28 protein-coding genes are annotated in these 26,994 nt (G+C 59.4%); 17 read left to right on the top strand and 11 right to left on the bottom strand.

Annotation, left to right across the window (positions count from 1 at the left end; translation table 11 throughout):
• Positions 1 to 500: 500 nt before the first annotated feature.
• Entirely contained in the window at positions 501 to 2,198 is a 1,698-nt protein-coding gene (locus ABLV52_RS06635; protein WP_004202648.1) for an NAD-dependent malic enzyme, read from the bottom strand.
• 78 nt (positions 2,199 to 2,276) lie between these two features.
• On the opposite strand from ABLV52_RS06635, the gene ABLV52_RS06640 reads away from it, so the two are divergent.
• Positions 2,277 to 2,384 carry a hypothetical protein gene (locus tag ABLV52_RS06640; protein ID WP_032425875.1) on the top strand — a complete coding sequence of 36 codons (108 nt, stop codon included), beginning with the start codon at positions 2,277 to 2,279 and terminating at the stop codon, positions 2,382 to 2,384.
• Here the strand turns inward: ABLV52_RS06640 and sra are convergent.
• Both sra and ABLV52_RS06650 read right to left on the bottom strand, forming a co-directional pair.
• Positions 2,381 to 2,521 carry a stationary-phase-induced ribosome-associated protein gene (gene sra, locus ABLV52_RS06645; RefSeq protein WP_012541615.1) on the bottom strand — a complete coding sequence of 47 codons (141 nt, stop codon included), beginning with the start codon at positions 2,519 to 2,521 and terminating at the stop codon, positions 2,381 to 2,383. The genes ABLV52_RS06640 and sra overlap by 4 nt on opposite strands.
• 177 nt (positions 2,522 to 2,698) lie before the next feature.
• Positions 2,699 to 3,550: a Vmh family MBL fold metallo-hydrolase gene (locus ABLV52_RS06650; RefSeq protein ID WP_032452993.1), complete on the bottom strand. Its 852-nt coding sequence runs from the start codon at positions 3,548 to 3,550 to the stop codon at positions 2,699 to 2,701.
• A gap of 114 nt (positions 3,551 to 3,664) precedes the next feature.
• Between ABLV52_RS06650 and ABLV52_RS06655 the strand changes: the two genes are divergently transcribed.
• On the top strand, positions 3,665 to 4,558 hold the full coding sequence (locus ABLV52_RS06655; protein ID WP_132133579.1) for a LysR family transcriptional regulator: 894 nt from the start codon (positions 3,665 to 3,667) through the stop codon (positions 4,556 to 4,558).
• A gap of 67 nt (positions 4,559 to 4,625) precedes the next feature.
• Here ABLV52_RS06655 and ABLV52_RS06660 read toward each other — a convergent pair whose 3' ends face one another.
• Together ABLV52_RS06660 and ABLV52_RS06665 are read right to left on the bottom strand one after the other, a co-directional pair.
• The gene (locus ABLV52_RS06660; RefSeq protein ID WP_348890193.1) at positions 4,626 to 4,871 is read right to left on the bottom strand and encodes a YmjA family protein; all 246 of its coding nucleotides are present in this window, start codon (positions 4,869 to 4,871) and stop codon (positions 4,626 to 4,628) included.
• A 189-nt stretch (positions 4,872 to 5,060) separates the two neighbouring features.
• Entirely contained in the window at positions 5,061 to 5,975 is a 915-nt protein-coding gene (locus tag ABLV52_RS06665; RefSeq protein ID WP_023289828.1) for an SDR family oxidoreductase, read from the bottom strand.
• 655 nt (positions 5,976 to 6,630) lie between these two features.
• Here ABLV52_RS06665 and ABLV52_RS06670 point away from each other — a divergent pair.
• The 5 genes from ABLV52_RS06670 (at position 6,631) to ABLV52_RS06690 (ending at position 9,762) form a co-directional block, all read left to right on the top strand.
• Positions 6,631 to 6,816 carry a general stress protein gene (locus ABLV52_RS06670; protein ID WP_008804757.1) on the top strand — a complete coding sequence of 62 codons (186 nt, stop codon included), beginning with the start codon at positions 6,631 to 6,633 and terminating at the stop codon, positions 6,814 to 6,816.
• A gap of 345 nt (positions 6,817 to 7,161) precedes the next feature.
• A complete protein-coding gene (locus ABLV52_RS06675) occupies positions 7,162 to 7,377 on the top strand; it encodes a hypothetical protein (protein WP_004202641.1) in 216 nt (71 codons plus the stop codon).
• A 23-nt stretch (positions 7,378 to 7,400) separates the two neighbouring features.
• On the top strand, positions 7,401 to 7,907 hold the full coding sequence (locus tag ABLV52_RS06680; RefSeq protein WP_023289827.1) for a ferritin-like domain-containing protein: 507 nt from the start codon (positions 7,401 to 7,403) through the stop codon (positions 7,905 to 7,907).
• A 16-nt stretch (positions 7,908 to 7,923) separates the two neighbouring features.
• Entirely contained in the window at positions 7,924 to 8,097 is a 174-nt protein-coding gene (locus ABLV52_RS06685; RefSeq protein ID WP_044523443.1) for a hypothetical protein, read from the top strand.
• A 39-nt stretch (positions 8,098 to 8,136) separates the two neighbouring features.
• The gene (locus tag ABLV52_RS06690) at positions 8,137 to 9,762 is read left to right on the top strand and encodes an alpha-amylase family protein (protein ID WP_348890194.1); all 1,626 of its coding nucleotides are present in this window, start codon (positions 8,137 to 8,139) and stop codon (positions 9,760 to 9,762) included.
• On the opposite strand, the gene ABLV52_RS06695 is transcribed toward ABLV52_RS06690, so the two are convergent.
• From ABLV52_RS06695 to ABLV52_RS06705, 3 genes are all read right to left on the bottom strand, one after another.
• Positions 9,759 to 10,754, bottom strand: coding sequence for an SDR family oxidoreductase (locus ABLV52_RS06695; RefSeq protein ID WP_232712502.1), 996 nt, complete (start codon positions 10,752 to 10,754; stop codon positions 9,759 to 9,761). The genes ABLV52_RS06690 and ABLV52_RS06695 overlap by 4 nt on opposite strands.
• A 320-nt stretch (positions 10,755 to 11,074) precedes the next feature.
• Positions 11,075 to 11,521, bottom strand: a complete 447-nt coding sequence (locus ABLV52_RS06700; protein WP_023289822.1) for a YetF domain-containing protein — start codon at positions 11,519 to 11,521, stop codon at positions 11,075 to 11,077.
• An 8-nt stretch (positions 11,522 to 11,529) separates the two neighbouring features.
• Complete coding sequence (locus ABLV52_RS06705) at positions 11,530 to 12,033, bottom strand: hypothetical protein (RefSeq protein ID WP_348890195.1); 504 nt, start codon at positions 12,031 to 12,033, stop codon at positions 11,530 to 11,532.
• 145 nt (positions 12,034 to 12,178) lie between these two features.
• Here ABLV52_RS06705 and ABLV52_RS06710 point away from each other — a divergent pair, with 145 nt between their 5' ends.
• The 4 genes from ABLV52_RS06710 (at position 12,179) to ABLV52_RS06725 (ending at position 14,274) form a co-directional block, all read left to right on the top strand.
• Entirely contained in the window at positions 12,179 to 12,583 is a 405-nt protein-coding gene (locus tag ABLV52_RS06710; RefSeq protein WP_032452981.1) for a YdeI family stress tolerance OB fold protein, read from the top strand.
• 15 nt (positions 12,584 to 12,598) lie between these two features.
• Positions 12,599 to 12,745 carry a hypothetical protein gene (locus tag ABLV52_RS06715; protein ID WP_032452980.1) on the top strand — a complete coding sequence of 49 codons (147 nt, stop codon included), beginning with the start codon at positions 12,599 to 12,601 and terminating at the stop codon, positions 12,743 to 12,745.
• Between the two features lie 114 nt (positions 12,746 to 12,859).
• The gene (locus ABLV52_RS06720; RefSeq protein WP_004202630.1) at positions 12,860 to 13,291 is read left to right on the top strand and encodes an OsmC family protein; all 432 of its coding nucleotides are present in this window, start codon (positions 12,860 to 12,862) and stop codon (positions 13,289 to 13,291) included.
• Between the two features lie 113 nt (positions 13,292 to 13,404).
• Entirely contained in the window at positions 13,405 to 14,274 is an 870-nt protein-coding gene (locus ABLV52_RS06725) for an oxygenase MpaB family protein (RefSeq protein ID WP_023289819.1), read from the top strand.
• Position 14,275: 1 nt separating this feature from the next.
• On the opposite strand, the gene ABLV52_RS06730 is transcribed toward ABLV52_RS06725, so the two are convergent.
• Positions 14,276 to 14,962 carry an ABC transporter substrate-binding protein gene (locus ABLV52_RS06730; protein ID WP_023289818.1) on the bottom strand — a complete coding sequence of 229 codons (687 nt, stop codon included), beginning with the start codon at positions 14,960 to 14,962 and terminating at the stop codon, positions 14,276 to 14,278.
• Positions 14,963 to 15,183: 221 nt separating this feature from the next.
• Here ABLV52_RS06730 and ABLV52_RS06735 point away from each other — a divergent pair, with 221 nt between their 5' ends.
• The 4 genes from ABLV52_RS06735 to ABLV52_RS06750 all read left to right on the top strand — a co-directional run bounded on the left by ABLV52_RS06735 (position 15,184) and on the right by ABLV52_RS06750 (position 20,934).
• Positions 15,184 to 16,125 carry a cation diffusion facilitator family transporter gene (locus ABLV52_RS06735; RefSeq protein WP_064154566.1) on the top strand — a complete coding sequence of 314 codons (942 nt, stop codon included), beginning with the start codon at positions 15,184 to 15,186 and terminating at the stop codon, positions 16,123 to 16,125.
• A 242-nt stretch (positions 16,126 to 16,367) separates the two neighbouring features.
• Positions 16,368 to 17,285, top strand: coding sequence for a bestrophin family ion channel (locus tag ABLV52_RS06740; protein WP_032452977.1), 918 nt, complete (start codon positions 16,368 to 16,370; stop codon positions 17,283 to 17,285).
• 320 nt (positions 17,286 to 17,605) lie between these two features.
• The gene (locus ABLV52_RS06745; RefSeq protein WP_065881671.1) at positions 17,606 to 19,906 is read left to right on the top strand and encodes an FdhF/YdeP family oxidoreductase; all 2,301 of its coding nucleotides are present in this window, start codon (positions 17,606 to 17,608) and stop codon (positions 19,904 to 19,906) included.
• Positions 19,907 to 20,052: 146 nt separating this feature from the next.
• Positions 20,053 to 20,934, top strand: coding sequence for a LysR family transcriptional regulator (locus ABLV52_RS06750; RefSeq protein WP_049013677.1), 882 nt, complete (start codon positions 20,053 to 20,055; stop codon positions 20,932 to 20,934).
• 8 nt (positions 20,935 to 20,942) lie between these two features.
• Here ABLV52_RS06750 and ABLV52_RS06755 read toward each other — a convergent pair whose 3' ends face one another.
• Entirely contained in the window at positions 20,943 to 22,349 is a 1,407-nt protein-coding gene (locus ABLV52_RS06755; RefSeq protein WP_023289806.1) for an MFS transporter, read from the bottom strand.
• A 590-nt stretch (positions 22,350 to 22,939) separates the two neighbouring features.
• On the opposite strand from ABLV52_RS06755, the gene ABLV52_RS06760 reads away from it, so the two are divergent.
• Both ABLV52_RS06760 and zapE read left to right on the top strand, forming a co-directional pair.
• Complete coding sequence (locus tag ABLV52_RS06760) at positions 22,940 to 23,620, top strand: MgtC family protein (RefSeq protein WP_048297575.1); 681 nt, start codon at positions 22,940 to 22,942, stop codon at positions 23,618 to 23,620.
• Positions 23,621 to 23,716: 96 nt separating this feature from the next.
• Positions 23,717 to 24,778, top strand: coding sequence for a cell division protein ZapE (gene zapE, locus ABLV52_RS06765; protein ID WP_048335816.1), 1,062 nt, complete (start codon positions 23,717 to 23,719; stop codon positions 24,776 to 24,778).
• A 34-nt stretch (positions 24,779 to 24,812) separates the two neighbouring features.
• Here zapE and katG read toward each other — a convergent pair whose 3' ends face one another.
• Positions 24,813 to 26,990, bottom strand: coding sequence for a catalase/peroxidase HPI (gene katG, locus ABLV52_RS06770; RefSeq protein ID WP_044523422.1), 2,178 nt, complete (start codon positions 26,988 to 26,990; stop codon positions 24,813 to 24,815).
• Positions 26,991 to 26,994: the final 4 nt, after the last annotated feature.

The following is a 26,994-nucleotide window of genomic DNA, read 5'->3' on the forward strand; positions in this document are numbered from 1 at the left end:
GGCATGCGAATGCCTCGTCAAAACTCGCTGACGATAACCCGGTAAGCCGGAGAGAAGGGATTCTGTGAAGGGTCTTCGCTCAAGCCAAAGTTATCGCAGCACGATACCGATAACGCTTGAGCTGGCGCCATTGCCTAAGGCATGTGAAACAATAAACATTTCACAATACAGCATGGGGGGGCCTCCTTTTATATTCAGTAAGTGAATGGGTGATGGCAGTGTAGTGGGGAAAGGAAAAGCGCGCCAGTGACAAAACTGGCAGGGTGTGGAGAAGCGTCGGATATCGATTGTCCCGCCACGCGCGACTGCAGTTTCTGCCTGCGGATTGTCTGCTAGGGGGCAGAGGCCATGATTTTGCGTGGCACAAGGCGCGCGGCAAATGCTATCTGGTTTCTATTTTTACGATAAATGAATATGGGCGAAAAAGGCGTTTCAGTGGCGGGAAATATTATCCGGACGCTATTAATAACCGGGCCGATCGTGCGGCCCGGTGAGCGCGATTAAATTGAGGTGCGGCGGTAATTACGATATTCCGGCAGCCAGAAATTATCGCTGATGGACTGCAGCAGCGCTTCCGCGGACGTTTTCACCGCCACGCCCTGCTCCTGAGCCACCTTACCGACCGCGAAGGCAATCGCCCGCGAGACGGTCTGGATATCCTTCAACTCCGGCAGAACCGGACCTTCGCCGTTGTTCACCAGCGGCGAGTGTTTCGCCAGGGTTTCGCTGGCGGCCATCAGCATCTCGTCGGTGACCCGCGACGCGCCGGAGGCGATCACCCCCAGACCAATGCCCGGGAAGATATAGGAGTTGTTGCACTGGGCGATGGGATACTGTTTGCCTTTCACGGTGACCGGGGCAAACGGACTGCCGGTGGCGACCAGCGCCTCGCCGTCGGTCCAGCTCAGGATATTCTGCGGCGTGGCTTCCACCCGTGACGTTGGGTTGGAGAGCGGCATCACGATCGGCCGCGGGCAATGCTTGTGCATCTCGCGGATAATCTCTTCCGTGAACAGCCCCGGCTGACCCGAAACGCCGATCAGGATGTTCGGTTTCACGTTGCGCACCACGTCCAGCAGGGACAGGACATCGTTAGTGGTATCCCAGCCCTGCAGATGTTCACGCTTCTGCACCAGCTTGTTCTGGAACGGCAGCAGATTAGGCATGCCGTCGGTTAACAGGCCGAAGCGGTCAACCATAAATACGCGCTGGCGGGCCTCTTCTTCACTGAGTCCTTCGCGGACGATCTGGGCGATAATTTGCTCGGCGATGCCGCAGCCGGCGGAGCCCGCCCCGAGGAAGACGATTTTCTGTTCGCTCAGCTGGCTGCCGGCGCCGCGGCTGGCGGCGATCAGCGTCCCGACGGTGACCGCCGCGGTGCCCTGAATATCGTCGTTAAAGGAGCAGATCTCATTGCGGTAGCGGTTGAGCAGCGGCATGGCGTTCTTCTGCGCAAAGTCTTCAAACTGCAGCAGCACGTCCGGCCAGCGGGCTTTAATCGCCTGGATCACGTCGTCAACGAACTGATAGTACTCGTCGTCGGTAATACGCGGATGACGCCAGCCCATATACAGCGGATCGTCCAGCAGCTGCTGGTTGTTTGTCCCTACGTCCAGCACGATGGGCAGGGTGTAAGCCGGGCTGATGCCGCCGCAGGTGGTGTACAGCGACAGTTTACCGATCGGGATCCCCATCCCGCCGATCCCCTGGTCGCCGAGGCCGAGGATACGCTCGCCATCGGTCACCACAATCACTTTGACATTATGGTTCGGGACGTTTTGCAGAATGTCGTCAAGGTTATGGCGATTCTGGTAGGAGATAAAGACGCCGCGGGCGCGACGGTAAATCTCGGAGAAACGTTCGCAGGCGGCGCCCACCGTCGGGGTATAGATAACCGGCATCATCTCTTCGAGATGGTTGCCAATCAGGCGATAGAAAAGGGTCTCGTTGGTGTCCTGGATATTACGCAGGTAAATGTGTTTGTCGATTTCTGTTTTGAATCCCTGATACTGGATCCAGGCGCGTTCCGCTTGCTCTTCGATGGTTTCAACCACTTCCGGCAGCAGGCCAAGCAGGTTGAAACTGCTGCGCTCTTCCATACTGAAGGCGCTGCCCTTGTTGAGCAGAGGGAATTCAAGCAGAACGGGGCCCGCGTAGGGGATGTACAGGGAACGGTTTTTCTTATGGGTAAATTGCATCGCACTAACTCCTTGATCGTGTCCACAGTCCCGGCGCGGCGATAAGCGAAGGGCGGGTGGAAAAGCAGCGGGCAGAGTATAGAGCAGAAGGTCTTCAAGCGGGTAAACAAGCCGTCAATTGCCATAAAAAAACACCATCCTGGCAACAGGACGGTGTTGTTTATCATCACTCAGGCTGAAAATTAACCACCGCGGCGTTTGCGGCCGGTAGCATGGATATGGTTGAGGGTGGTTTCTTCATCGCCTTCCAGCACCACTTTTTTCTGCTGGGAAAGCTTGTAGTTCAGACCGAGAAGATGACGTGCCTGATGGTTCGATTTCATTCTGACTCCTTTATCCTGTTCTGGTTTCAAGGGCAAACCCGGTGATGACCGGATGAAATGTAACCCAAAGTTGGCCGCACGTTTTTTATGCGGCCTCAGGTAGGGTGGTCCATTTTCAGGGCAATAGCAACCTTAGCGCGCCAGATTAAGAACAGTCTCCCTCGCGCAGCGCCGGCATTACCACTTCATCTCGCCGGTGTTAACTTTGGCGCTAAGCTCCAGCGAGCTGGTTTCCGCCAGCCCCGGCCACTGCGTCTCCATGGCCTTGATCACCCCGGCGGAATCCTTATGTGTCTTCAGCGCCTGCTCAAACTGCTGGAGGTAGGTTTTTGTAAAGCGCACCGCGCGGTCACCCTCCGGCGGCGTGCCGAGGTAATGCCCCGGGATCACCTGCTGCGGGTGCAGGGCAATCATCTGCTCCAGCGTAGTGCGCCACTGCTGGCGACTGGCCGGCGTCTGGGTGTCGGCGGTCCAGAGATGCATGCCCCACGCCACGCCGGTGCCGCCGAGGATCGTTTTGTTCGCCCGGATCCAAACGAACGCCGCGTAGTCATGCGGCTGCATAATCGTCACTGTTTCGCCATCGATGGTAAAGCTGTTGGCTTTCAGCGCCTGCGGGACGTATACCTGCGTCGGCGCGCCGTCTTTCATCTGCGGGCCCCAGTACGCCAGCTTTGCCGCTTTGGTGGCTTCAATATGTTTAACCACTTCCGGCGTGGCGACCACTTCCGCCTGCGGGAAGGCTTTCACCAGCGGCTCAAGGCCAAAGTAGAAGTCAGGATCGCCGGAGGTGATCACAATCCGCGACAGCGGTTTGCCGTTTTTCTTGATCATGTCCACCAGCTTTTCGCCGTCTTTGACGCTGAACTGGGCGTCAAACAGCACCGCTTCATGCGGGCCGGAAACGAGGGTGGAGTTGACGGCAAAAATACCTTTCTCCTGAGGGTTGTAAGTCTGCAGCGTCAGCGGCGCCGCGAAGACCGCGCCGCTGAACAGGGCGGTGGCAATAGCAAGGGCAGATAATTTCATCATTTATTCTCAGTCACAGGGGAATGCGTAGCATTGTACGGATTTCGCTATTTGATAGAATTCCTGAAATAAGAGATGCTGAGTTTCATAAATCGTGCAGATGAAGGGGGCGTGATGGACAGGGTGATTGCGGCGCAGGTATATCTGCGGATTTGCGAACTGGGAAGCCTCAGCGCCGCGGCGCGCGCGCTGGGGATGTCGCGCCCGATGGTCAGCCGCTATCTGGAACAGATGGAGAGCTGGGCCGGCGCCCGGCTGATCCATCGCTCAACCCGGCGGCTGACGCTGACCCCGGCGGGGGAGACGGTGTTGCTCAAGACCCGCGGGTTGACGCGGATCGCCGATGAAATCGCCGGCGAGCGCCAGCGGGCCGACCCCAGCGGCACGCTGCGGGTGGCGTGCGCGCATTTTACCGCGATGCAGCTGATCTCTCCGCTGCTGCCGGACTTTCTCGCTCGCTATCCGCTGTTGCGCCTGGAGCTGGATATCAATAACCATCCGGTCAGTCTGATCGGCGAGCGCATCGACGTGGCCATTCGCATTACCGATAATCCGGAGGCCGGGGCTATCGCTCGCCGTCTCGGCGTGTGCCGGTCGCTACTCTGCGCTGCGCCGCGCTGGCTCCGCCAGCATGGTCCACTGACGACGCTTGACGATCTGCAACAGCATAACTGCCTGTTATACAGCCATTTTGCCGGCCAGCGCTGGCAGTTCAGCGATGCGCAGGGGCAGGAGGCGTCGGTGTCGGTGAACGGTAATCTGAGCGCGGGGATCTCTTCCTTGCTGCTGGAGGCGGCGGTCGCCGGGTGCGGCATCGCGATGCTCCCCGAACTGGAGGCGCGGGGCGCGATTGCCAGCGGCGCGCTGGAGGTGGTGCTGCCTGACTGGACGCCGAAGGCGCTGAGCGTTTACGGCATCTATCTTTCCCGCGACTATCAGCCCGATGGGCTGCCGCTGTTTCTGGATGCGCTGCAGCGACGTCTGGGGGAAACGCTCGCCGATGCCTGAGCAGCGGCGTCGCCTTCAGCGGCAATACCGGCGGGCGGCGGCCCTGCCGGTGAGCTGACGATAAGACTTACTCGTTGCCCCACTGATTGAGGAAGTTAGCGATATCGTCAATACGGCGCTCGTCAATGGCCGCCTTGCGGGCCATCTCCTGCTGTGCTTCTTCGTCGATCTCTTCGTTATTGGTTAACCGCGCAATCAGCAGCTGAAAATAGCGCGCCAGCGCATCGCGTTCCTCATCCTTAACCGGGGCAGCCGCTTCGGTCTCGTATTCGTCCACGATGTCATAAAATTTCAGGGGGATGTCATTACTCATCTGTCGTCCTCAGGATTGGCGTCAGGGCCGGGGTTAGCGCACAGCGGCGGGCGAGTATCATAGCATGCGGCCGGTAGGCTGCAGGAGAGGAAAAATCGCCGCGCCGGCGAGGCGAGAGGGCAGATACCAATCCCCGGGGGCGGAGGGTAAAACCGGCGCGCGATGTCGCACGCCGGTCTGCCGGGAGGCTTAGACTACCCCGTCCCCACCGTCAGAGCACCAAACCTGGCCGGAGGTATAAGAGCAGGCATCGGATGCCAGGGTGACGTACAGCGGGGCGATCTCGACCGGCTGTCCCGGACGCCCCATCGGCGTGTCCTTCCCGAACTGTTTCACTTTCTCGTCCGGCTGACCGCCGCTGGACTGCAGTACCGTCCAGTAAGGGCCTGGCGCCACGGCGTTAACGCGAATGCCGCGTTTTGCCACCTGTTTGGCCAGCGATTTAGTGAAGATCGCCAGGCAGGCTTTGGTCTGGGCGTAATCGAGCAGGATCGGACTGGGTTTATAGGCCTGCACCGAGGTGGTGTTGATGATCGCGCTCCCGGCCTGGAGATGGGGCAGCGCGGCGCGGGTGATCCAGAACGGCGCGTAGACATTGGTTTTAAAGGTGGCGTCAAAGTCTTCGGTGGTGAGCTCCTCGAGAGTCTCACAATATTGCTGACGCCCGGCGTTATTGACCAGGATGCTCAGGCCACCCAGCTGTTCCACCGCATCGGCCACCAGCGACTGACAAAAGGACTCGGAGCGAATATCCCCCGGCAGGGCCACCGCGGTGCGGCCTTCGGCTTTGATCAGGGCGATGACTTCATCGGCATCCTCTTGCTCTTCCGGCAGATAGCTTATGGCGACATCGGCCCCTTCACGGGCAAAGGCGATCGCCACCGCGCGGCCAATGCCGGAGTCACCGCCGGTAATGAGCGCTTTCTTACCGGCCAGCCGCCCGGTGCCGGTGTAGCTGGTTTCCCCATGGTCCGGTGACGGCTCCATTTCCGCATCCAGACCCGGCGGGTTTTGTTCTTGCTCCGGGAACTCCGGACGTGGAGCCGTCTCTTCTGGCAACATGGAGGTGGGTAATTTCTTCATTGGCGGTTTTTCATCTTGCATAGTCATCTCCTTCAGACAGAACGGGCCAGCTGTAAGGATAGGTCAGGTTCCCCCATCGCCAGACCCCGGGTGATTCGCCCAGGGCCAGTGAATGCCCGGGAAAAGAGGTACTGTTATTCCTTAACCGACTGATCCCCGGCATATTTAAGTGAATAGCGCTGCGTTAATATCGCTGGGGTGAAATTAGGATTATTCCATCAATATTTAACGTGGCTGGGCTATTTTTCTCCTTGGGGAAAATTTTTTAAAGACGGAGAGGAAGACGCGTCGTGAAAAAGGGAATATTAAGTTAACCCGCTACGCATGGCTAATAACGCCATGCCTCTTAGGTGGTATTTTTTGTAAGGGTGGCTGTCCGGGGGTGGAAGAAATATTTATTCATCACTTTATTTTCATTTGTTTACAAACGAGGATCGCTGTCCGCAGAATAGACCATAATGGGCATATAATCCAAAGCGAAGAAGGGGTTGCAGAAAGATTAATTTTTAGTGCCGCTTCGCTGTGGTTAATTTATTTATTGGTAACGCTGATTAATGGCCGGAATTAATTTGACTCCTGCGGGTATTCCTCTAGTGTTAGATATCGAGGGCGATGATTTGTAACAGGGTCATTTTCCATTTACCAACCGATATTGATCAAACCAAAGGTGAACATTATGGCAGAGCATAGAGGCGGTTCAGGTAATTTTGCAGAAGATCGTGAAAAAGCATCCGAAGCCGGGCGTAAAGGTGGACAGCACAGCGGCGGGAACTTTAAAAATGATCCTGAGCGTGCATCCGAAGCCGGTAAAAAGGGTGGTAAGAACAGTCATGGCGGCGGCCGTAAAGCCGGCGACAGCTAGCGACTGATGACCCATGACGCCGTTTCGACGGCGTCGGGACAGAAACCTGTGGGCCTGGCGGTCCGCAGGTTTCTGTTTATTTGCGAACGCTTTCACTTACCCATCGTCTATTGTCCGCGACGGAAGAAAAGGAGCAGGATAATTAAATTATAGTAACCTTAATTATTAAGCGCTGTTTACCGCAACGGCAATGTGCCGGCGAAGCGGTAAGGGCGAGTAAATGGCGGCACTATTTTTATGGCTTTGGAAAGGGAAGATATTGTCAGCCAAGTATTAACCGCCGGATACCAGGGGGGGCAGCAACACATCCGCTTGCTAAATATTGTTCAGATCTAAGGTAATAAAATGAAACTGACACCGGTATTTATTAAGCGTTGTCATCTTGTGGCCGCCGTTATGTGGGTGGGGCTGGCGATACCCTCGTTAATCTGGTGGAAAGACAGCGTCCTGTGGGTCATTCTCATCAGTATTTACGCTAATATTGTTGGGCATTTATCCGGATATAGCGCAGCGCGAGCTGACCAGGCGGCGGAAGAGAATGAAGATTCCCCGTCAAAATAAAAAATTAATGATCAGAGGTGGATATGACGGATAGTGAAAATTACCATAACTGGCTTCGCGATGCCCATGCCATGGAAAAACAGGCCGAGTCACTGCTTATGGCCACCATCAGACGCCTCGATAATGAACCGCAATTACGGACCCGCCTTGAACAACATCTCTATGAAACCCGTCGGCAACTGTCGGCCCTGCAGGACCTTATCGCCCGCAACCACATTTCCCGCTCGGCGCTGAAGGATGCGATGAGCCGGGTCGCAGCCCTGGGTCAGACTATTGGCATCATGCTGCCCGGCGATGAGCTCATTAAACTGATTATCACCGCCTACGTTTTTGCCCATTTTGAGGTCGCCTGCTATACCGCTTTATTAACGGCGGCGAAGCGAGTGGGGGACCATAGCGCGATGCCTACTCTGGAAGGGATCCTTGCCGAAGAGAGAGGGATGGCTGACTGGCTGCTGCATCATCTGCCGGCGCTGACCGGGCAATATCTGATGCATAACAATCTGCCCGGCGTTGAGGCCGGACAATAAGCCGCCGGAGTCAATTATGGTTAAGCGCCACACCATCGCGCTGCTCGCCACTGAGAAAGCGGTTCCGCTGAAATTAACCGCCAGGCAGCAGGCGCTGGTGGACGCGGTGGCGAACAGGGCCCCTCCTGCAGAGCCCGATCCCGTACCGCCTGTCGGCAAAGCAGACGTCAGGAACAGGAGGGCGCGCTGAGGAAGCTGACAGTGGCGGGCAGAACGCAAGGTGATAGTGATGCAACAGGAAGAGTGGTTTCACAGAGCGGTCATCTATCAGGTGGACAGTTCTCTGTTTTACGATGCCAACGGCGATGGGTTTGGCGATCTTGCCGGTATCCGCCAAAAGCTGCACTACATTCGTAGTCTGGGGGCGACGGTGCTCTGGCTGACCCCTTTCTATCTCACCCCACTGCAGGATGATGGCTATGATATCAGCGACCATCTGCAGCCCGATCCCCGCTTCGGGACCATCGCCGACGTGATTGAGCTGATTGCCCGCGCCCGGGAGCTGGGACTGCGGGTGATCGTTGAGCTGGTTATCCAGCACACCTCCGCCCGGCACCCGTGGTTTCAGGCGGCGCGACGCGATCCCCGCTCGCCGTGGCGGCCATACTATCTTTGGGCCGATCGGCCGCCGGAGAACGACGATCCGCCCATGTTTCCCGGCGTCGAGGAGAGCGTCTGGAGCTGGGACGACCAGGCCGGACAATACTATCGTCACATGTTTTATCGGCATGAGCCCGACCTGAATCTCGCTCATCCGCCGGTGATCGCCGAAATAGAAAACATCATCACCTTCTGGCTGCAGGCCGGGGTGTCAGGATTTCGTCTCGATGCGGCGTCACATCTGGTGAAGCAGGCCGGGAAGGGCGAAGAGGCGCGGGGCTACCCGCTGCTGACGCATCTTCGCCAGGTCGTGCAGCGCCTCAATCCCGACGCGATACTGTTGGGTGAAGTGGACGTGGAGGTGGAAGCGTATCGCCATTATTTCGGCCGCGGCGATCGGCTGCAGATGGTGCTCAATTTCTGGCTTAATAAATACCTCTATGTCAGCCTGGCGCAGCAGCGCGCCACACCGGTGGTGAAGGCGCTGCAGGCGATGGTGGCCCCGCCGGACGGATGCTGCTTCGTCAACTGGCTGCGTAACCATGATGAACTGGACCTGGAGGGGATTGGCGAACGCAACAAGCGCCAGGTTATCCGTACCTTTGCCCCGGATAAATCGATGTCGGTCTACCAGCGCGGCGTGCGCCGGCGGCTGGCGCCGATGCTGGGTGGCGATACCCGACGCATCGCGCTGGCCCATGCTATCCTGCTGGCGCTGCCTGGCGTGCCGGTGATGCGCTACGGCGACGAGATTGGTATGGGCGACGATCTGCGCTTACCGGAGCGCTACGCGGTCCGAACGCCGATGCAGTGGTCGGCGGCGCCCAACGGCGGCTTCTCCCGGGCGGCGCGGGAGGATTTGCCGGTAAAACCGGTGGCCAGCGGACGGTTTCGCTACCAGCGGATCAATGTCGAAGCGGCGCTGCGCCACCCCCGCTCGCTACTGCATCGGGTGCGCAATATGGTGCTGGCGCGCACGGAATATACTGAACCGGGATCCATCCCTTTTACCCTCCTTACGGTGAAGCCTGCCGCGGTGCTGGGCTTGTGCTATCGCAGCGAATCGCGGGAGGTGCTGATGCTGGCGAACTGCGGCCAGCAGGCGGTAGAGGTCCAGCTCCCGCCGCTGGCCGAGGGCTACTGGAGCCCGATTCTGGAAGATAAGTTCTACCAGGACGGGCTGCGCGGCGGGAAAGAGGCGCGGCTGGCGCTCTCAGGGTATGGCTACCGCTGGTTCAGCCGCAGCCTGCCTTAGCGCCGTCTCCCCGGTCGACGGAACAACGCGCGCAGGGCCATCGTCGCCACCGCCACGCCGACGCCGACAGCCACTTTTCCCGGGAGATCGGCGCTGATGGTCACTGCTTTACGCCGTGCGCCATCGTTAAAGGGGCCGTGTCCGGGATGATTGCCGCGCACCGGCGTGAACAGGTCGTCCTGGTGCTCTGCCGGCTTCGGCTGGCCGGTAAACTGTCCCTCCCACGCTTTCTTCACCATCAGCCGATCGAGCAGACGAGGGAAGAAGACCTGGCCGAGGATCGACTGGATGGTGCTTTTCCCCACCCACAGCTCGTTCACCGGCCGCTGGATCACGCTGTAGATAGCCTCGGCGGCGACCTCCGGCTGATAGACCGGCGGTACCGGCTGCATGGCCTGATCCATTTTGTTGCGTGCCCAGCCAAACTGAGCGGTGTTCATCCCCGGCAGCTGGACCATGGTCAACTGGATGTGGCTTTTCTCATGCATCAGCTCGGTGCGCACGGCATCGGTGAAGCCGCGAATGGCCGCTTTGGCTCCGCAATAGGCCGACTGCAGGGGGATCGAGCGCCAGGCCAGCGCCGATCCAGCCTGAATAATCACCCCCCGATCCCGGGGCGTCATCACCTCCAGCGCCGCGCGGGTGCCGTTGACATAGCCGAGATAGGTCACCTCCGTCACCCGGCGAAATTCGTCGTCGCTCATCTGACGAAAGGGCGCCAGCACGGTGGTCATGGCGTTGTTGATCCAGACGTCTATGGCACCGAGGGTGGCTTCCACCTCGGCGGCGGCGCGCTGCACAGCCCCGGCATCGGCAACATCGGCGCTAATCGCCAGCGTTTTGACGCCAAACCGTTCGCAGGCCTGCTGCGTCTCCTGCAGACCCGTTTCATCGCGGGCGATCAGCGCCACGTGATACCCTGCGCGGGCGAAACGCAGCGCGGTGGCTTTTCCTGCCCCGGCGGTTCCGCCGGTAATAACCATCACGGACATAGTGACCTCATTCATTTTTTCGCTATCGTAAATTTAAGCTGCACGGATCGAATAATTATTAAGCACATATAGCAACGGTGAGGTGGGAAATATCCTGGAATAAGCGCAGTGTGAATCAGGCGACATATCCTGATGACTCTGGCCTGTTTCTGCATAAGCAGGCGTTGAGGTTCTATAATCTGTAAGGTCCCTGACAACCCGCGAGGAGGAAAAATGTTGACATTAAACACGCGTAGCGTTGAAAAAGAAGAGGATGACGCCACCCGCGCCCCGGAATCGGGGGATAAACAACCGGAGCGCGATAAATAGCTATTCCGGTGTTATTCCTGTTGCGGAATAATGGATATCTGGCCGTTACGTTCGAGAATAGCGAATTTGATCGCTTTCAGTTCATAAATCCCATGGTGCTGCCTGGCCGCCAGCAGGATATCATCGACAGAAATATTGACGAGCTTGATTTTCTCATCGATGACAGCACCATTTTCCACCACGATAACCGGCGTGCCATCAAGGAAATTTTCCGCCTGGGCAAATTTTTTCTTAATATAACCAAATAAAATATCAATACTGACCAGGGTGACGATAGTCAGCATCGAACCGGTGACGGAATAGTCTGTGCTGAGCATCGCCTGCTGGGTGGCTTCGCTGATAATCAGCAGCAATATCAGGTCAAAATTCGTTAACTGCATCAGGGTTCGTCTGCCGGCAATCTTGAAAATAATCAGCAATATCAGATAGATTGCTGCGGCTCTAAGGACCATTTCCATCGCGACTCCTACGGATAGACAAACTGCTGCCAGCTGACGGCAGGGCGATCGTTGACGGCCGCCTGCAGGGAGAGAGTGCCTATGGTTTTGGGGGTAATCGCTAACCACACCGAGAGCGGCGAGCGGCTGGTCGTCCGCTGATACACCAGATATAATTTCCCGTCGGCACTGTACATTTTATCCGGCTGCGGGCGGATATCGCCAAGCTGGTAGTGAGTTAATAACGTGGCGGCAAAGCTGATCGTGGTGTCATTTTCCTGGGTGGGTTTGATCTGAATATTCAGTTCGGTTTCACTCATCAGTCTGGCATAACGCTGGTAATCGACGATTAATTCACCTCCGGCGCTTTCCCGGTGCGCCTCACTGAAATAACCAGAGGACCACAGGCCGCTTAACGCGGTAAGGATAATGAGGCTGAGTGCAATTATCCCATAGCGCCTGAAGCGATATTCAAAGCGGAGGGCTCGTTCATTTTCGTCGACGATGGGACAAGGCTGTTGATTCTCAATCATTATTATTTTCCCCGCGTTTCGTTTCGGCAACAGCGCAACGATAAGGACATTCTTATATTAGACGATATCAGAACAATTGACTTTGTAAAAATGGCCAGCCTCAGCCAGGCTTTATTCTGTTCATCAGCAAAAACAAGGAGGCATGATGAAAAAATTAGCCTTGGCCATGGCCTGTTTGTTTGCCGCCGCTGTCGCGCAAGCGGACGATAAGGGCGGTTTTAGCCAGGATGCCGCGCCGCCGCCGCCGCACAAACTGGATGACGGCTATCGCGGCGTCGAGGAGGGGCGGATCATGACCGTTGAGCAGGCGAAAACCATGCACGACGGCGCCACGATTTCGCTGCGCGGCAATCTGCTGACCCGGCAGGGAGATGACCGTTATCAGTTTCGCGATAAAAGCGGCACCATCACCGCCATTATTCCGGTTGCCGCGTTTAATGAACAGCATGTAGAGCCTGACGATCTGGTCAGTATTAACGGTAGCCTTGATCGCAAAATGACGCCGCCGGTAGTGCGTATCGATCGCCTGCTCAAACAGTCGCCTAAATAAGGGGAGCTTGCCGGTATGAGCACAACATCTCACCCGCATGGCGAGGAGCGCGGGAAGCACCCTGCGCGCGAGGCGCCGGGCGAACAGGGCGAAGTGCCGCGTAAACGGGACGACAGCGAGGATGACAAAACCGATCCTTATCATCCTCACGATGGCCGTTAGCGTCACCCGCAACGGGTACTTTTCGGGAATGCCGGGGTGGCGGGCCGCAGAATAGACGCAGGTTCGGCATCAGGCACTATACTTTTTGTTCGACATCATCACAGGAGGAGTCATATGGCGATTCATAAGAAAGGGCTGGCGCACTGGGAAGGCGATCTCAAACATGGCAAAGGCACCGTGTCGACGGAGAGCGGGGCGCTGAGCCAGCAGCCCTACGGCTTTAACACCCGTTTTGAAGGGGTGAAAGGCACCAACCCCGAGGAGCTGATCGGCGCCGCGCATGCCGCCTGCTTCTCGATGGCTCTGTCGCTGATGCTCAGCGAAGAGGGCTATACCGCGACGTCCATCGACACCACCGCGGTGGTCACCCTCAATAAAACCGACGGCGGGTTTGCGATAACCGACATCGCGCTGCAAAGCCAGATTGTCCTGCCGGGCGTCGCGCCGGCGGCGTTCGATGAGATCATCCAGAAAGCGAAGGCCGGCTGCCCGGTATCGCAGGTGCTGAAAGCCAATATCACCCTCGACTACCAGCTGAATCCGTAAGCTGTCGTGCCCGCACTCTGCGGGCACCGTTCCCGCGATCTCTCTCCCCGCCACTGCCTCCGCTGCGCAATAGTGGTATCTTGGGTCCTTTCGCAAACGTAAAGGACTCCATCATGATCGGCATTCGCGGGATGATCGAGGCGCAGGTGCTCGGCCTGACCGGCATGGCGCTAAAAGAGATTGATTTTGAACAGCCCAAAGGGGAGCCGGGGCTGTTTGGTCCGCAATCAGCCATCTGGCAGGTGCATGGCGATTTTACCTCTATGTTGTGCGGCGGCATTAGCGCGCTGCTGCTGCAGATGCTGCATCCCCTGGCGCTGGCCGGCGTCTGGGACCACTCCCGTTTTCGCGAGGATATCTTTGGCCGCCTGCGCCGCACCAGTCAGTTTATCTCCGCCACCACCTTTGCCGCCACCCCTGACGCGGAGCGGCTGATCGCCAAAGTGCAGGGGATCCATCAGCGGATCGCCGGGGTGGATAAGGACGGCACGCCGTATCAGGCAAGCGACCCGGCGCTGTTGACCTGGGTGCATGTCGCCGAGTGCAGCCGCTTTATGGCCTCCCACCTGCGCTATAAGCGCACGGTGGTCAGCGTCCAGCGCCAGGAGGACTATTTTCGCGAGTCGGCGGAGATCGCTCGCCGGCTGGGGGCCGAGGATATTCCCCGGACGCCGAATGAGGTCGCGGACTATCTTGAGGCGATGCGCCCGCAGCTGCGCTGTGACGAACGTACCCGGGAGGTGGCCGAGGTGCTGCTCACCACCCGTCTGCCGGGTCGCCTGAGTCAGCCGGTTGGCCAGGTGATGATGCGGGCCGGGATCGATCTTCTGCCGCCATGGGCGCAGGAGATGCTGGGACTGTCGCTGACGCCGCTGCAGCGGCGCACGACGCGTCTGATGGTGCAGGCTATCGCCCGCGTGCTGCGCGCCTCGGTACGCAACGGCGCCTGGCATTGCGCCATGCGCCGGATGGCGGAGGCGTGATTCAGCCCGCCTCGCCCAGGTGCCGGGCAATCAGCGCCTCCAGGCTACCGTCCGCTCGCCATTCGTTCAACGCGTCGTTCACCGCGCTAAAGCGGGCCACGTCTTCCCGGGCGACGCAGATGGCCTGGTGGATCTCGGTAAAATTATCCGCCAGGACCCGCACCTCCGGATGGCGGCGCGCTGTCGCCTCCAGCGGCTGACGGATGCCGGCGACCATATCCCCTTCACCGGCGAGGAAGGCGTCGATGGCCTCCTGCGAGGAGGGGAGACGATTCAGGCTGGCGTGCTGCAGATGGCGGGTTAGCCACAGATCGTAGGCGGCATTTTGCCCGACGTTAATCGTGGTTGCCGGGCGATCCATATCGGCCACGCTCTGGCAGGGCGAACCGGCTCTCACCAGCGCGGTTCCCTGGATGGTGATATAGGGAGAGGTAAAGCGCAGGGTCGCCTCCCGTGCCGGATCGATGGCCAGAAAGGCAATATCCCAACGTTCGCCGCCGGCGTCGGCCACCACTTTACCGGCGGCAGGATAGGTGACGAACTCGGCGGCGACGCCCCAGCGCTTCGCCAGTCGATGGCTGAGCTCGGGGGTAATGCCTGTCGGCACGCCCCTTTCGCCAGGATGGGCCAGTACCGCATTGCCCAGATTAATGGCAAAACGCAGCCGGGAGGGTGTGATATCTGACATCGCTGACTCCTGTGGTGGCTAAGAGAAGGCGGCCCGACCTGTCGGCGCCAGTGATAAGATAGTCCATCCGCGCGCGGTTGTACCTCTCCGGCCACACTTTCAGAATCTATTCATTAACGACCGCAGCGAATTCGTTAAACCGCAAGGCAATGGCTTTTATATTGTTAAGCATAAACTCAGCTTGTCAGTTTATTCTTCCCGCTCACTGAGGGAGAGAAATAATGACACAACATAATTTTGACAATGATAATAAATATCATCAGCGTTCGGAGCAGGCGCGAAAGAGTACCCTGGTTAGCGTGGTGGTCAATATTTTTCTCTCCACGTTGCAGATTGCGGTGGGAATATTCTCGGGTTCCCAGGGGTTAATTGCCGATGGAATGCACTCTTTTTCCGATCTGCTCGCCGATGGCGTTGTGCTGGTGGCGAATAAAAAGAGTCGCCGGCCCTCTGACCACGATCACCATTATGGCCACTGGCGCTATGAGAACGGCGCCTCTCTGATCCTCGGCGCGATCCTGGCGCTGGTCGGGGTCGGTATGCTGTGGTCTGCAGCGGGTCATCTCGCGCAACCGCAGACGATTGCGCCGGTGCACAGCGTGGCGCTGTGGATGGCGCTGACGGCGCTGGTGGTCAAAGAGGGACTGTTTCGCTATATGCTGGCGGCCGCCAGGCGGCTGAACTCCTCGCTGCTCATCGCCAACGCCTGGCATGCCCGCTCGGACGCCGCGTCATCCCTGGTGGTGGCGCTGGGGATTATCGGTAATCTGGCCGGGTTTGCCTGGTTCGATCCGCTCGCCGCGCTGGCGGTGGGGCTGGTGATTACGCGGATGGGCTATCGTTTCGCCGCCACCGCGCTGCACGATTTAATGGACCGTGCCGTCGATGAAGAGACGCAGCGGGCGATCGCCGGCACGCTGCGGGCCACGCCGGGCGTAGCGGGTCTGCACGATTTGAAAACCCGTAAGGCGGGGGATCTGGTGCTGGTGGATGTCCATCTCGAGGTGGCCGGAGAGTTGTCGGTAGCCGAAGGGCATCAGATTGCCCGGCAGGCGCGGGCGCGGGTCATAGCGCACCATCCGGTGCTCAATGTGATGGTGCATCTCGATCCCAGCGCGGCGGTTGCCGGTTCGCCGGGGGAGGCAAACTGCCTGACGTCATAAGCGGAAAACAGACTGGCTCAGCGGTTATTTTATCCCTGAGCCATTATTCCTCGGCCACCCGCTCGCACTTTGATTGCCCGAACGATAAATAAGGCTCATACTGAGCCGGCCATGACCATCGCTAAATAATGGCGCAGATCTGCCCGTTGCAGTTAACGATAAAATAAACCAATCGGTTCATCGATACTCTCTATTTTTTATTAAGAGATAATAACCAGAGCGGTAATTCAGGAAGTCAGACAATGATCATTCGGCCAGAACAACACTGGTTTCTTCGCCTATTTGACTGGCACGGCTCCGTGCTGTCGAAAATCATCTTTCGTCTGCTGCTTAATGTGCTGATGTCCATCATCGCCATTATCAGCTATCAATGGTACGCGCAGTGGGGGATCCACTTAACGGTGGCGCCGTTCAGCCTGCTGGGGATCGCGATAGCGATTTTCCTCGGCTTTCGCAACAGCGCCAGCTACAGCCGCTTCGTCGAGGCGCGCAATCTGTGGGGGACGGTGCTTATCGCCGAACGTACGCTGGTGCGCCAGTTGCGCAATATCCTGCCGGCCGAACACGATGCCCATCGCCGCATTGTCAGCTACCTGGTGGCTTTTAGCTGGAGCCTGAAGCACCAGCTGCGCAAAACCGATCCGACGGCTGACCTGCGGCGGTTGCTGCCGGCGGACCAGGTGGCGGAGATCCTCGCCAGCTCAATGCCCACCAACCGGATCCTGCTGCTGGTCGGCAACGAAATCGGCCAGCTGCGAGAGGCGGGCAAGCTTAGCGACATCACCTATGGGCTGATGGACAACAAACTCGATGAGCTGGCGCACGTGCTGGGCGGCTGCGAAAGGCTGGCCACCACCCCGGTGCCGTTCGCCTATACCCTGATCCTACAGCGCACCGTGTATCTGTTCTGCACGCTGCTGCCGTTCGCCCTGGTCGGGGATCTGCACTACATGACGCCGTTTGTCTCGGTCTTTATCTCCTACACCTTTTTGTCGTGGGATTCACTGGCGGAAGAGCTGGAGGATCCCTTCGGCACCGCCGCCAACGACCTGCCGCTGAACGCGATGTGCAATACCATTGAGCGCAATCTGCTCGACATGACCGGTCAACATCCGCTGCCGGAGACGCTGCGTCCGGACCGGTACTTCAACCTGACCTGAGCCCCTGCGCACCGGGCAGTTTCCGCTGCCCGGTCATCACTTTCCCGCGCCCATGCGACCCGCCGCACGGAGGGGGCGATAAAAGCAAAATTTGCAAATAAGTTAAATTTAACACCCGATAGATAACATCAATTATACAGATTTGTGGTGTATGTTATTATTCGGTTAACAAACGCAGTACCTACGCTTTCCCATCGTACTATCCTTGAGAAACAGCATTCTTATCAGGTGACGCCGCGCACACCACGCCTCGTCGCCGGGGTCGTCGCACGCTTTTTTTCCGCTGGCGGCGGCCAGAACAGAGCAGCAGGAGTAAAAAGATGACCAATAAAAGACGCGCGGTTCCCGGTGTTCACCCTTATGACGGTCCGGCAGGCGGGTGGGGCGCGTTGAAGGCGACGGCCATCGCCGTGCGTACCCAGATGGATGCCTTTGAAGCGCCCGCCACGCTGCTGCGAACCAACCAGCCTGACGGCTTCGATTGCCCGGGCTGCGCCTGGCCGGATAAAGAGCATAAATCCACTTTTCAGTTTTGCGAAAACGGCGCCAAAGCTGTGACCTGGGAGGCGACCACCAAACGGGTGACGCCAGCGTTCCTCGCGGCTAACACCGTGACCTCCCTGCTGGCGAAAAGCGATTTTGAACTGGAGGGCTATGGCCGCTTAACCCACCCTTTGGTTTACGACCGCGCCAGCGACACGCTGCGCCCGGTGGCGTGGGAAGAGGCTTTCGCCCGTATCGGCGAGATCCTTCGCGGCCTGCAGCCGGATGAAGTTGAATTCTACACCTCCGGACGGGCCTCCAATGAAGCGGCATGGCTGTTTCAGCTGTTTGCCCGCGAGTATGGCACCAATAACTTTCCCGACTGCTCTAACATGTGCCATGAATCCACCAGCGTGGGCCTGCCGCAGTCGATCGGCATTGGCAAAGGCACCGTTTCCCTCGATGATTTTGACCAGACCGAGCTGGTGATCTCTATCGGCCATAATCCGGGCACCAACCACCCGCGGATGATGGGCACCCTGCATGAGCTTTCCCGCCGCGGCGTGCCGATTATCGTTTTTAATCCGCTGCGTGAGCGGGCGCTGGAGCGTTTTGCCGACCCGCAAAACGTGATGGAGATGGCGACGTATCGCTCGACGCCGATCGCCTCGACCTACTACCAGGTGCGGGCCGGCGGCGACGCGGCGGCGCTGAAAGGGATCGCCAAAGCGCTGCTGCAGCTGGAGGAGGAGCAGGGCCAGGTGCTCGACCACGCGTTTATTGCGCAACATACCCAGGGGTTCGCCGCCTTCGCCGAGGATCTGCACGCCACCCGCTGGCAGGACATTGAGCAGGAGTCCGGCCTGACGCGCGAGTCGCTGACCCAGGTCGCCGTGGCCTACGCCAAATCCAGGGCCACCATCGTCACCTACGGCATGGGGATCACTCAGCATAATAAAGGCACTTCCAACGTCCGGCTGATTGCCGACCTGCTGCTGATGCGCGGCAATATCGGCAAGCCGGGGGCCGGCATCTGTCCGCTGCGCGGCCACTCTAACGTGCAGGGAAACCGCACCGTTGGGATCAGCGAAAAACCTTCCGCGGCCTTCCTCGACAGCCTGCAGCGGGTGATGGGGATCACGCCGCCGCGGCATCATGGTCACGATGCGGTGAAGGCGCTGGAGGCCATGATCGCCGGCGACGCCAAAGCCCTGATCTGCCTCGGGGGCAACTTCGCCGTGGCGATGCCGGATCACGAACGCGCCTTCCCGGCGATGCGCGGCCTTGAGCTCAGCGTGCACGTCGGCACCAAGCTCAACCGCTCGCACCTGCTGACGGCGAAAGAGACCTTTATTCTGCCGTGCCTTGGCCGCACCGAGCTTGACCTGCAGGCCAGCGGCCGACAGTCGATCACCGTCGAGGATTCGATGTCGATGGTGCATGCCTCGTCAGGCAAGCTAAAACCCGCCTCGCCGACGCTGCGCTCGGAGCCGGCGATTGTCGCCGGTCTGGCGAAGGCCACTCTGCCGGCCAGCAAAGTGGACTGGCTGTATCTGGTGGAAGATTACGACCGTATTCGCGATCTGATCGAACAGACCATTCCGGGGTTCGAAAATTATAACCAGCGCATTCGCCACCCCGGGGGCTTTCGCATGCCGCTGCCGCCGACCGAGCGCATCTGGCCTACCGCCACCGGCAAAGCCATGTTCTCGGTTTTCAAAGGCGTGCATGAGAACGTGGTGGTGGAGGGCGAGGAGGTGATGCGCTTAGTGACCCTGCGCAGCCACGACCAGTACAACACCACCATCTACGCTATGGATGACCGCTACCGCGGCGTCTTCGGCCGTCGCGACGTGCTGTTTATGAACGAGCAGGATATGGCCGCCCAGGGTCTGGAGCATGGCGATCGGGTCGATATCCACACTGCGCTGCCGGGCAGCTCGCTGACGCTCAGAGATATCACGGTGGTGGCCTATGGCATCGCGCCCGGCACCGTCGGCGCCTATTATCCGGAAGCCAACGTGCTGGTGCCGCTGAACTATCTGGATGAAGAGAGCGGGACGCCCTCCTATAAGTCGGTCCCCGTCCGCCTGACGCTGCGCTCGAAAGAGATCCGCCCGCTGTCCGGCGTGCGTTAAAGAAGGAGGGCGTTGGGCGGCGTCGCGCCGTCCTGCGCCCGTCGCCCCCTCGTCTCCTCGCTTGAATTTATCGGTTATGAAACTAACATTCTGGTAACCTGTGCGCGGCCCCGGGGGTGAACGGCGGGGTTCAAACGGGAAAAAGAATGGACATTAAGCAACTCAAGTATTTGATCGCGCTCGATCAGACGCGCCATTTTGGCCAGGCGGCGGCAGCCTGCCATATTACCCAGCCGACCCTCTCCATGCGCATTCGTAATCTGGAAGAGGAGCTGAACCTGACCCTTATCCAGCGCGGCCAGCGCTTCGAGGGTTTTACCCCGGAGGGGGAGCGGATCCTGGCCTGGGCGCGGGCGGTGCTGGCCGCCCATGACGGTCTGGCGGCGGAGGCGGCCATTTGTCGCGGACAGATGGTCGGTCAGCTGCGGGTTGGCATGGTGCCGCTGGCGAGCCTCAATCCGATGCAGCTGATTAAACCTCTCGCGGAGAAATACCCGGCGCTGCAGTTCAGCCTGCTGTCAATGACCTCGGAGCAGATTATCGATGGCGTCAGCCGCAACCAGCTGGACCTGGGGATCTGTTACCTGCAGCATCTGGATGAACGTCTGTTTAAGATCGCCCGGCTGCCGCAAACCCGGATGGGACTGTTGCACGATAAACGCCATTTCGACTTCAGCGACGGGACGCCGGGGTGGGATAGGCTGGCGACGCTGCCCCTTGGCTTTCTGACCAAGGGAATGTACTACCGGGAATCCATTGAAATCAGCTTTAAGGCCAAAGGGCTAACGCCGAAGTCTGTCTTTGAAAGCGATTCGACGTTTCAGATTATCCAGGCGGTGCAGGCGGGTATCTGCTGCGCCATCATGCCGCTCAACAACGGCCTGGAAGCCCTCAGCGACAATCTTGACATCCTGCCCATCGCCGAAAGCCAGGTCGATTCGCAGCTGGCGCTGATTATGCGCCAGCAGGAGCCGGTCTCGACCCTGGCGGAAAAATGCTTCGCCGAGGCGCAGGGGATTTTTGGCTGAGGCCAGCCTCAGATATTTTCCAGTCGAATGCCCCGGGTTCTCGGGCCGAAGATCCCCACCGACAGCATCACCATCAGCATACTGACGACGATAAAGCTAATCACCCCCGGCGTGCCGGCATATTGCAGAATAATGCCGATCAGGATGCTGGTCACCGCGGTCGAGAGCCGGCTGAACGAGTAGCAGAAGCCGACGGCGCGGGCGCGAATATGGGTCGGGAAGACCTCGGCCTGGTAGGCGTGGTAGCTGATGGTCAGCCAGGCGTTGGACCAGGTGATCATAAACCCGCAGATCACCAGCAGAACCGGACTGTTCTGCAGGGCAAACAGGGTGCCGAAGATCACGGTCATCAGCGCGGAGAGGACGATCTGCCACTTGTTCTCAAAGCGATGCACGAAGCGGGTGCAGAACAGGCAGCCCAGCGGATAGGCGAGGGTGATAAAGAAGGCGTACAGCAGACTGTGGGTAATGCTGGCGCCCTGACCGGAGAGCAATGCCGGCAGCCAGTTGCCAAAGCCGAAGAAACCGATCGCCTGGAAGAAATTCATCACCATCAGCATCAGGGTGCGCTGCCGATACTGCGGCGCCCAGATTTCGCGGAAGGTGCCGCGTTTGACGACGCTCTCCGCCGCCTGCGCATGCTTCGGCGACGGCGTCAGGCCGCAGCGGGCTTCCATCGCGCACATCACCGCATGCGCCTCATCATGCCGCCCTTTGGTTTCCAGCCAGCGGGCTGACTCCGGCAGTTTTTTGCGGATAAACCAGATCGCCAGCGAGAACAGCGCGCCGAAGATGATCACCCAGCGCCAGCCGCTGAGGCCGAAGAGGGTGGTTGGCACCAATATCCAGGACATCAGCGCCACCGCCGGAACCGACAGAAACTGGATAAAGAAGGCAAAGGCGAAGGCTTTATTGCGCAGGTGGGTAGGGACCCATTCGCTGAGGTAAGTGTCAATGGTCACCAGCTCAATGCCGAGGCCGATTCCCACCATAAAGCGGAAGAAGATCACCCCTTCCGCGCTGCTCTGGGTCGCCATCAGCAGCGAGAAAAAGCCGTACCAGGCGAGCGCCACCATAAAGGTCAGCCGGCGTCCCAGCTTGTCCGCCAGCGGCGCCAGCAGGCTCGCGCCGATAAACAGCCCCATAAAGGTGGCGGAGGCAAAGGCCGCCTGATCGGCGATGCCAAAGATCCCCGCCGCGCCGGTGTGGAAAATACCCTCCGCCAGCAGGCCCGCGCTAATGTACCCGGTCTGGAACAAGTCATAGAGCTCGAAGAAGCCGCCGAGGGAGAGCAGGGTGATAAACGACCATAACCCGAAGGAGGCGGGCAGCGCGTCAATGCGTCCGGTTAAGCTGGCGTGCGGTTGTCCTGGCGAAGCATAGGGCGTTTCGCCGAGAACCTGGGTGGTAGACATGGTGTTGTGTTCCTCAGGAAGAATGGTTTGCCTGCTAATGTTAAGTGATTGTTAATAGTTTTAAATTTTTAATCTTCAGCGTTAACGGCAATCTTTAGCGCAAGATCGCGCCGTACAGGAGGAAAGTTGAGATTTATGCTGCTTTTCGCCGCACGCCAGGGGAAGAATTGAAGTAAATCACCGTGGACGGCAATGTTCCCCGCCTGGCGTTATCGCGCTGCCCAGGGCCCGGGCCAGACAGAGTAAACGAATCCTCACCGGCGGCGTTTTCCCGCTTTACCCGCTATTACGCCGGGCTATAATGTGCCCACTTTCATACAGGAGTCATGCGTTGGACAGTCATCCTTATTGTTTTTCTCCGGCAAGCTAACGCGACTGTTTTCGCTGCTTGCCGAACCGGCGGGCAGCAATCTTTGATTACCGGATTGCCTCCCTTAATGTAGTGATTCGCGACCGTACGCGAGAGGCACCGTTATGTTTCTGTTTCCCACCAGCTTATTTCCTCCACCATCACCCGCCCGCTAATTGCCCGGCGCGGCTGAGCGCGACATCAATAATTTTTGGCTTTCTGTTATCTGGAGGAAGGCGCGATGGTATTTCCTTATATGACACATTTACTCGCGGCGATGCTGCTGGGAGCGCTGATCGGCGCGGAAAGACAGTGGCGGCAACGTATGGCCGGCTTGCGGACCAATGCGCTGGTGGCCACCGGCGCGGCGGTGTTTATTCTTAGCGCGATGTCGGCGTCGCCGGACAGCCCCGGGCGCATTGCGGCGCAGATCGTCTCCGGTATCGGCTTCCTTGGGGCAGGAGTGATCATGCGCGATGGCATGAACGTTCGCGGCCTCAATACCGCCGCCACCCTGTGGTGCTCGGCCGGTATCGGTGTCCTCTGCGGCCTGGGACAGTTCTGGAACGCGACGGCGGCGACGCTGATTATTCTGTGCGCTAATATCCTGCTCCGCGAAGCGGCGCAGCGCATTCATGCCTTGCCGGGCGCCGGAGACGAAGAGAAACGCTATATCTTGCGCGTCACCTGTTTACGCGAGCATGAAAAGGCCGTGCGTCAGCTGCTGCTGAATATTGCTCAGCAGCAGAGGTTCACCCTGCAGGGGCTGCAGTCGGCGGCGGCAGATACGGCGGATCAGCGGGAGATTTGCGCGGAGCTGATTAGCCATAAGCAGCATCACAAAACGCTGGCGCAGATTATGGCGCAGGTGGCCGGCCAGCAGAACGTCACCTCGGTACACTGGCGCGTCGGAGAAGCGTAGAGACAGGCGGCGGGGCAGCAGACATGGCCGCTCGCCGCGCGATTCGCCAACCCGCGGGAAAGCGGCTAGAATGGCCTCCTGCCGGAGGTTATAAGAATGTTAAATAATGGATGTGTGTCGTCGGAATCTGCCCAGACTATGACGACGGCTGATTTTCGCTTTACCCGCGTGATGGCCGAGCAGGCGGCGCGTGCCCGTCTGACGCTGGACGACGATCAGCTGTCGCTCATCGCCCGCCTCGACGCCCTGGGTCAGCAGCTGTTGTCCGCGCCCGGCACGCCGCAGGGACTGTACGTTTGGGGACGCACCGGGCGAGGGAAAAGCTTTATTCTCGACCACTTTTTTGCAAGCCTGCCGCTCGCCGCCAGGCGTCGGGTCCATTTTCATCACTTCTTCCGCGAACTGCATCAGCGGCTGAATGCCCCCGGCGCGCCCGGCCTGCAGGCGGTGATGATGCAGATGACCTCCGGCTGCCGCCTGCTGTGCTTTGACGAATTTCATCTTCACGACCCCGGCGACGCCATGCTGATAAAGGCGCTGCTGGAACACCTTTTTCAACGGGGCATCGTGCTGCTGGCAACCTCTAACTACCCGCCGGAGATGCTGCTGCCTAATCCGCTGTATCACGATCGCTTTTTACCGTCGATCGCGCTGATCCGCGCCCACCTGGCGGTCGTCGCGCTTAACGGCGAGGAAGATTATCGCGAACGGCACCTGAGCCAGGATAACGCCTTCTGCAGCGGGCGGCTATGGGTTAACCCGAGCGAACAACAGCGTCAGCTGTACGATCTGCCCTCGCTGCCTGCCGAACCGGTTCCGCTGGCGGTAGGCTATCGCACGCTGCAGGCGGCCGCGGCGTCACCCGACTTGCTCCATTTCTCTTTTGCCCAGCTCTGCCAGGCCGCCACGGCGGTGATGGACTATCTGGCGCTCAGCGAACGTTATGCCGTCTGGTTGCTGGACGAGGTGCCGCCGCTGGCCACGGTAGGGCCGGCGGCCCAGCAGCGCTTTATCAACGTGATTGATGTGCTGTATGAAAAGCAGATCCGCCTGCTGCTGGTGACCCGCTGCGACCTGGAGACGCTGGTGGCCGGGGTGGAACTGGAGGATATTCAGCGAACGCGGAGCCGCCTGCAACAGCTGCCGCGGGCGGTATAAAAAAAACGCCCCGGCGGGTGCCGGGGCGAGGGGATCACAGGTCGAAACGGTCGAGGTTCATAACCTTGGTCCAGGCGGCGACAAAGTCATGCACCAGCTTCTGCTGCCCGTCGGCGCAGGCGTAGACTTCCGCCAGCGCGCGCAGGACCGAGTTGGAGCCAAACACCAGATCCACGCGGGTGGCGCTGTACTTCGCTTCGCCGGTTTTACGGTCGCTGCCGGTAAACAGCTCCGCCCGATCATCGGCCGCTTTCCAGACGGTGGCCATATCCAGCAGGTTGACGAAGAAGTCATTGCTGAGCACGCCGACGCGGTCGGTAAACACCCCGTGTTTGCTGCCGTCGTAGTTGGCGCCCAGCACGCGCAGTCCACCCACCAGAACCGTCATCTCCGGAGCGGTTAAGGTCAGCTGCTGCGCTTTATCGATCAGCAGCGTTTCCGTCGACACACCGCCCTCGATGCGACGGTAGTTGCGGAAGCCATCCGCCAGCGGCTGCAGCAGGTCAAACGACTCGACGTCGGTCTGCTCAGGCAGGGCGTCGACGCGGCCTGGAGTAAACGGCACGTTGACGCTGACGCCGGCCGCCGCCGCAGCCTGCTCCACGCCGACCACGCCAGCCAGCACGATGATATCGGCCAGCGACGCTTTGCCGGAGGCGCGCTGGATCGCCTGCAGGGTCGGCAGCACCCGACTGGCGATAGCATTGACCGGCCAGTCTTTCTGCGGGGCCAGCGCCAGACGCGCGCCGTTGGCGCCGCCGCGCTTATCACCGCCGCGGAAGGTGGAGGCGGAGGCCCAGGCGACCGACACCAGCTCACTCACCGACAGGCCGGCGCCGGCGATGGCGGTTTTCAGGCTGGCGATGTCGTCCGCGCTCGGCTGATGGGTCGCCGCCGGCAGCGGATCCTGCCAAATGAGATCTTCTTTCGGCACTTCCGGCCCGAGGTAACGGGATTTCGGCCCCATATCGCGGTGGGTCAGCTTGAACCACGCCCGGGCGAACGCCTCGTTAAAGGCCTGCGGATCGTTGAGGAAGCGACGGGAGATCTTCTCAAACTCCGGGTCGAAGCGCAGGGTCAGGTCGGTGACCAGCATGGTCGGTTTGCGCTTTTTACCCGGGTTAAACGGATCCGGGATAATTTCCGGCGCGTCTTTGGCTTCGAACTGGATAGCGCCCGCCGGGCTGCGGGTCTGCACCCATTCGTATTTGAACAGGTTCTCGAAAAAGTAGTTGCTCCACTGGGTGGGCGTCTGCGTCCAGACCACTTCCAGACCGGAGGTGATGGCATCCGCGCCTGCGCCGCTGCCGTAGCTGGAGTGCCAGCCCAGACCCTGGGCTTCCAGCGGGGCGGCTTCCGGCTCGGCGCCGACGTGGCTGGTCTCGGCTGCGCCGTGGGTTTTACCCAGGGTGTGGCCGCCGGCGATCAGCGCGACAATCTCTTCATCGTCCATCGCCATATTGCCGAAGGTGGCGCGAATGGCCGCCGCGGCGGACAGCGGCTCGCCGCTGGCGTTAGGGCCTTCCGGGTTAACGTAGATCAGCCCCATTTCGGTGGCGCCGATGGCCTGTTTCGCCAGGCTTTCCGGGTGACGGTGGGCCAGCCACTCTTTCTCATCGCCCCAGTCGACGTCCAGATCCGGTTCCCAGACATCTTCACGGCCGGCGCCGAAGCCAAAGGTGCGGAAGCCGGCGTTTTCCAGCGCCACGTTACCCGCCAGCATGTAAAGATCGGCCCAGGAGATTTTCTGGCCATATTTCTGTTTCACCGGCCACAGCAGACGGCGGGCTTTATCGAGGCTGACGTTGTCAGGCCAGGAGTTCAGCGGCGCAAAGCGCTGCTGTCCACGACCCGCGCCGCCGCGACCGTCAACGGTGCGGTAGGTGCCGGCGCCGTGCCAGGCCATACGAATAAACAGACCGATATAGCTGCCCCAGTCTGCCGGCCACCACTCTTGCGAATCGGTCAGCAGCGCCCTGAGGTCAGCCTTCAGCGCGGAGTAATCGAGCTTTTTAAACTCTTCCCTGTAGTTAAAATCCTCACCCAACGGGTTGGAACGACTGGAGTGCTGGTTCAACAGATCGACACGCAGCTGGTTAGGCCACCAGTCGCGGTTGCCGGTGCCGCTGCCGGCGCTCTGCTTGGGCGTCTCGGCGTGGAAAGGGCACTTTCCGGCGGATGCGTTGTTGGATGGGTCGTTAGACGTGCTCATATCA

It is taken from the genome of Klebsiella sp. GB_Kp056 (genome assembly GCF_040064755.1).
GTDB lineage: Bacteria > Pseudomonadota > Gammaproteobacteria > Enterobacterales > Enterobacteriaceae > Klebsiella > Klebsiella quasipneumoniae.

What these genes read in the sequence shown, in the direction of transcription:
- ABLV52_RS06655 (WP_132133579.1), top strand. Translation starts at nt 3,665, where the DNA reads ATGGACAGGGTGATTGCGGCGCAGGTATATCTGCGGATTTGCGAACTG.
- ABLV52_RS06670 (WP_008804757.1), top strand. Translation starts at nt 6,631, where the DNA reads ATGGCAGAGCATAGAGGCGGTTCAGGTAATTTTGCAGAAGATCGTGAA.
- ABLV52_RS06700 (WP_023289822.1), bottom strand. Translation starts at nt 11,521, where the DNA reads ATGGAAATGGTCCTTAGAGCCGCAGCAATCTATCTGATATTGCTGATT.
- ABLV52_RS06725 (WP_023289819.1), top strand. Translation starts at nt 13,405, where the DNA reads ATGATCGGCATTCGCGGGATGATCGAGGCGCAGGTGCTCGGCCTGACC.
- katG (WP_044523422.1), bottom strand. Translation starts at nt 26,990, where the DNA reads ATGAGCACGTCTAACGACCCATCCAACAACGCATCCGCCGGAAAGTGC.
- ABLV52_RS06735 (WP_064154566.1), top strand. Translation starts at nt 15,184, where the DNA reads ATGACACAACATAATTTTGACAATGATAATAAATATCATCAGCGTTCG.
- ABLV52_RS06720 (WP_004202630.1), top strand. Translation starts at nt 12,860, where the DNA reads ATGGCGATTCATAAGAAAGGGCTGGCGCACTGGGAAGGCGATCTCAAA.
- ABLV52_RS06690 (WP_348890194.1), top strand. Translation starts at nt 8,137, where the DNA reads ATGCAACAGGAAGAGTGGTTTCACAGAGCGGTCATCTATCAGGTGGAC.
- ABLV52_RS06760 (WP_048297575.1), top strand. Translation starts at nt 22,940, where the DNA reads ATGGTATTTCCTTATATGACACATTTACTCGCGGCGATGCTGCTGGGA.
- ABLV52_RS06660 (WP_348890193.1), bottom strand. Translation starts at nt 4,871, where the DNA reads ATGAGTAATGACATCCCCCTGAAATTTTATGACATCGTGGACGAATAC.
- ABLV52_RS06695 (WP_232712502.1), bottom strand. Translation starts at nt 10,754, where the DNA reads ATGTCCGTGATGGTTATTACCGGCGGAACCGCCGGGGCAGGAAAAGCC.
- ABLV52_RS06685 (WP_044523443.1), top strand. Translation starts at nt 7,924, where the DNA reads ATGGTTAAGCGCCACACCATCGCGCTGCTCGCCACTGAGAAAGCGGTT.
- ABLV52_RS06635 (WP_004202648.1), bottom strand. Translation starts at nt 2,198, where the DNA reads ATGCAATTTACCCATAAGAAAAACCGTTCCCTGTACATCCCCTACGCG.
- sra (WP_012541615.1), bottom strand. Translation starts at nt 2,521, where the DNA reads ATGAAATCGAACCATCAGGCACGTCATCTTCTCGGTCTGAACTACAAG.
- ABLV52_RS06710 (WP_032452981.1), top strand. Translation starts at nt 12,179, where the DNA reads ATGAAAAAATTAGCCTTGGCCATGGCCTGTTTGTTTGCCGCCGCTGTC.
- ABLV52_RS06750 (WP_049013677.1), top strand. Translation starts at nt 20,053, where the DNA reads ATGGACATTAAGCAACTCAAGTATTTGATCGCGCTCGATCAGACGCGC.
- ABLV52_RS06705 (WP_348890195.1), bottom strand. Translation starts at nt 12,033, where the DNA reads ATGATTGAGAATCAACAGCCTTGTCCCATCGTCGACGAAAATGAACGA.
- ABLV52_RS06680 (WP_023289827.1), top strand. Translation starts at nt 7,401, where the DNA reads ATGACGGATAGTGAAAATTACCATAACTGGCTTCGCGATGCCCATGCC.
- ABLV52_RS06740 (WP_032452977.1), top strand. Translation starts at nt 16,368, where the DNA reads ATGATCATTCGGCCAGAACAACACTGGTTTCTTCGCCTATTTGACTGG.
- ABLV52_RS06715 (WP_032452980.1), top strand. Translation starts at nt 12,599, where the DNA reads ATGAGCACAACATCTCACCCGCATGGCGAGGAGCGCGGGAAGCACCCT.
- ABLV52_RS06730 (WP_023289818.1), bottom strand. Translation starts at nt 14,962, where the DNA reads ATGTCAGATATCACACCCTCCCGGCTGCGTTTTGCCATTAATCTGGGC.
- ABLV52_RS06755 (WP_023289806.1), bottom strand. Translation starts at nt 22,349, where the DNA reads ATGTCTACCACCCAGGTTCTCGGCGAAACGCCCTATGCTTCGCCAGGA.
- ABLV52_RS06745 (WP_065881671.1), top strand. Translation starts at nt 17,606, where the DNA reads ATGACCAATAAAAGACGCGCGGTTCCCGGTGTTCACCCTTATGACGGT.
- ABLV52_RS06665 (WP_023289828.1), bottom strand. Translation starts at nt 5,975, where the DNA reads ATGCAAGATGAAAAACCGCCAATGAAGAAATTACCCACCTCCATGTTG.
- zapE (WP_048335816.1), top strand. Translation starts at nt 23,717, where the DNA reads ATGTTAAATAATGGATGTGTGTCGTCGGAATCTGCCCAGACTATGACG.
- ABLV52_RS06650 (WP_032452993.1), bottom strand. Translation starts at nt 3,550, where the DNA reads ATGAAATTATCTGCCCTTGCTATTGCCACCGCCCTGTTCAGCGGCGCG.
- ABLV52_RS06675 (WP_004202641.1), top strand. Translation starts at nt 7,162, where the DNA reads ATGAAACTGACACCGGTATTTATTAAGCGTTGTCATCTTGTGGCCGCC.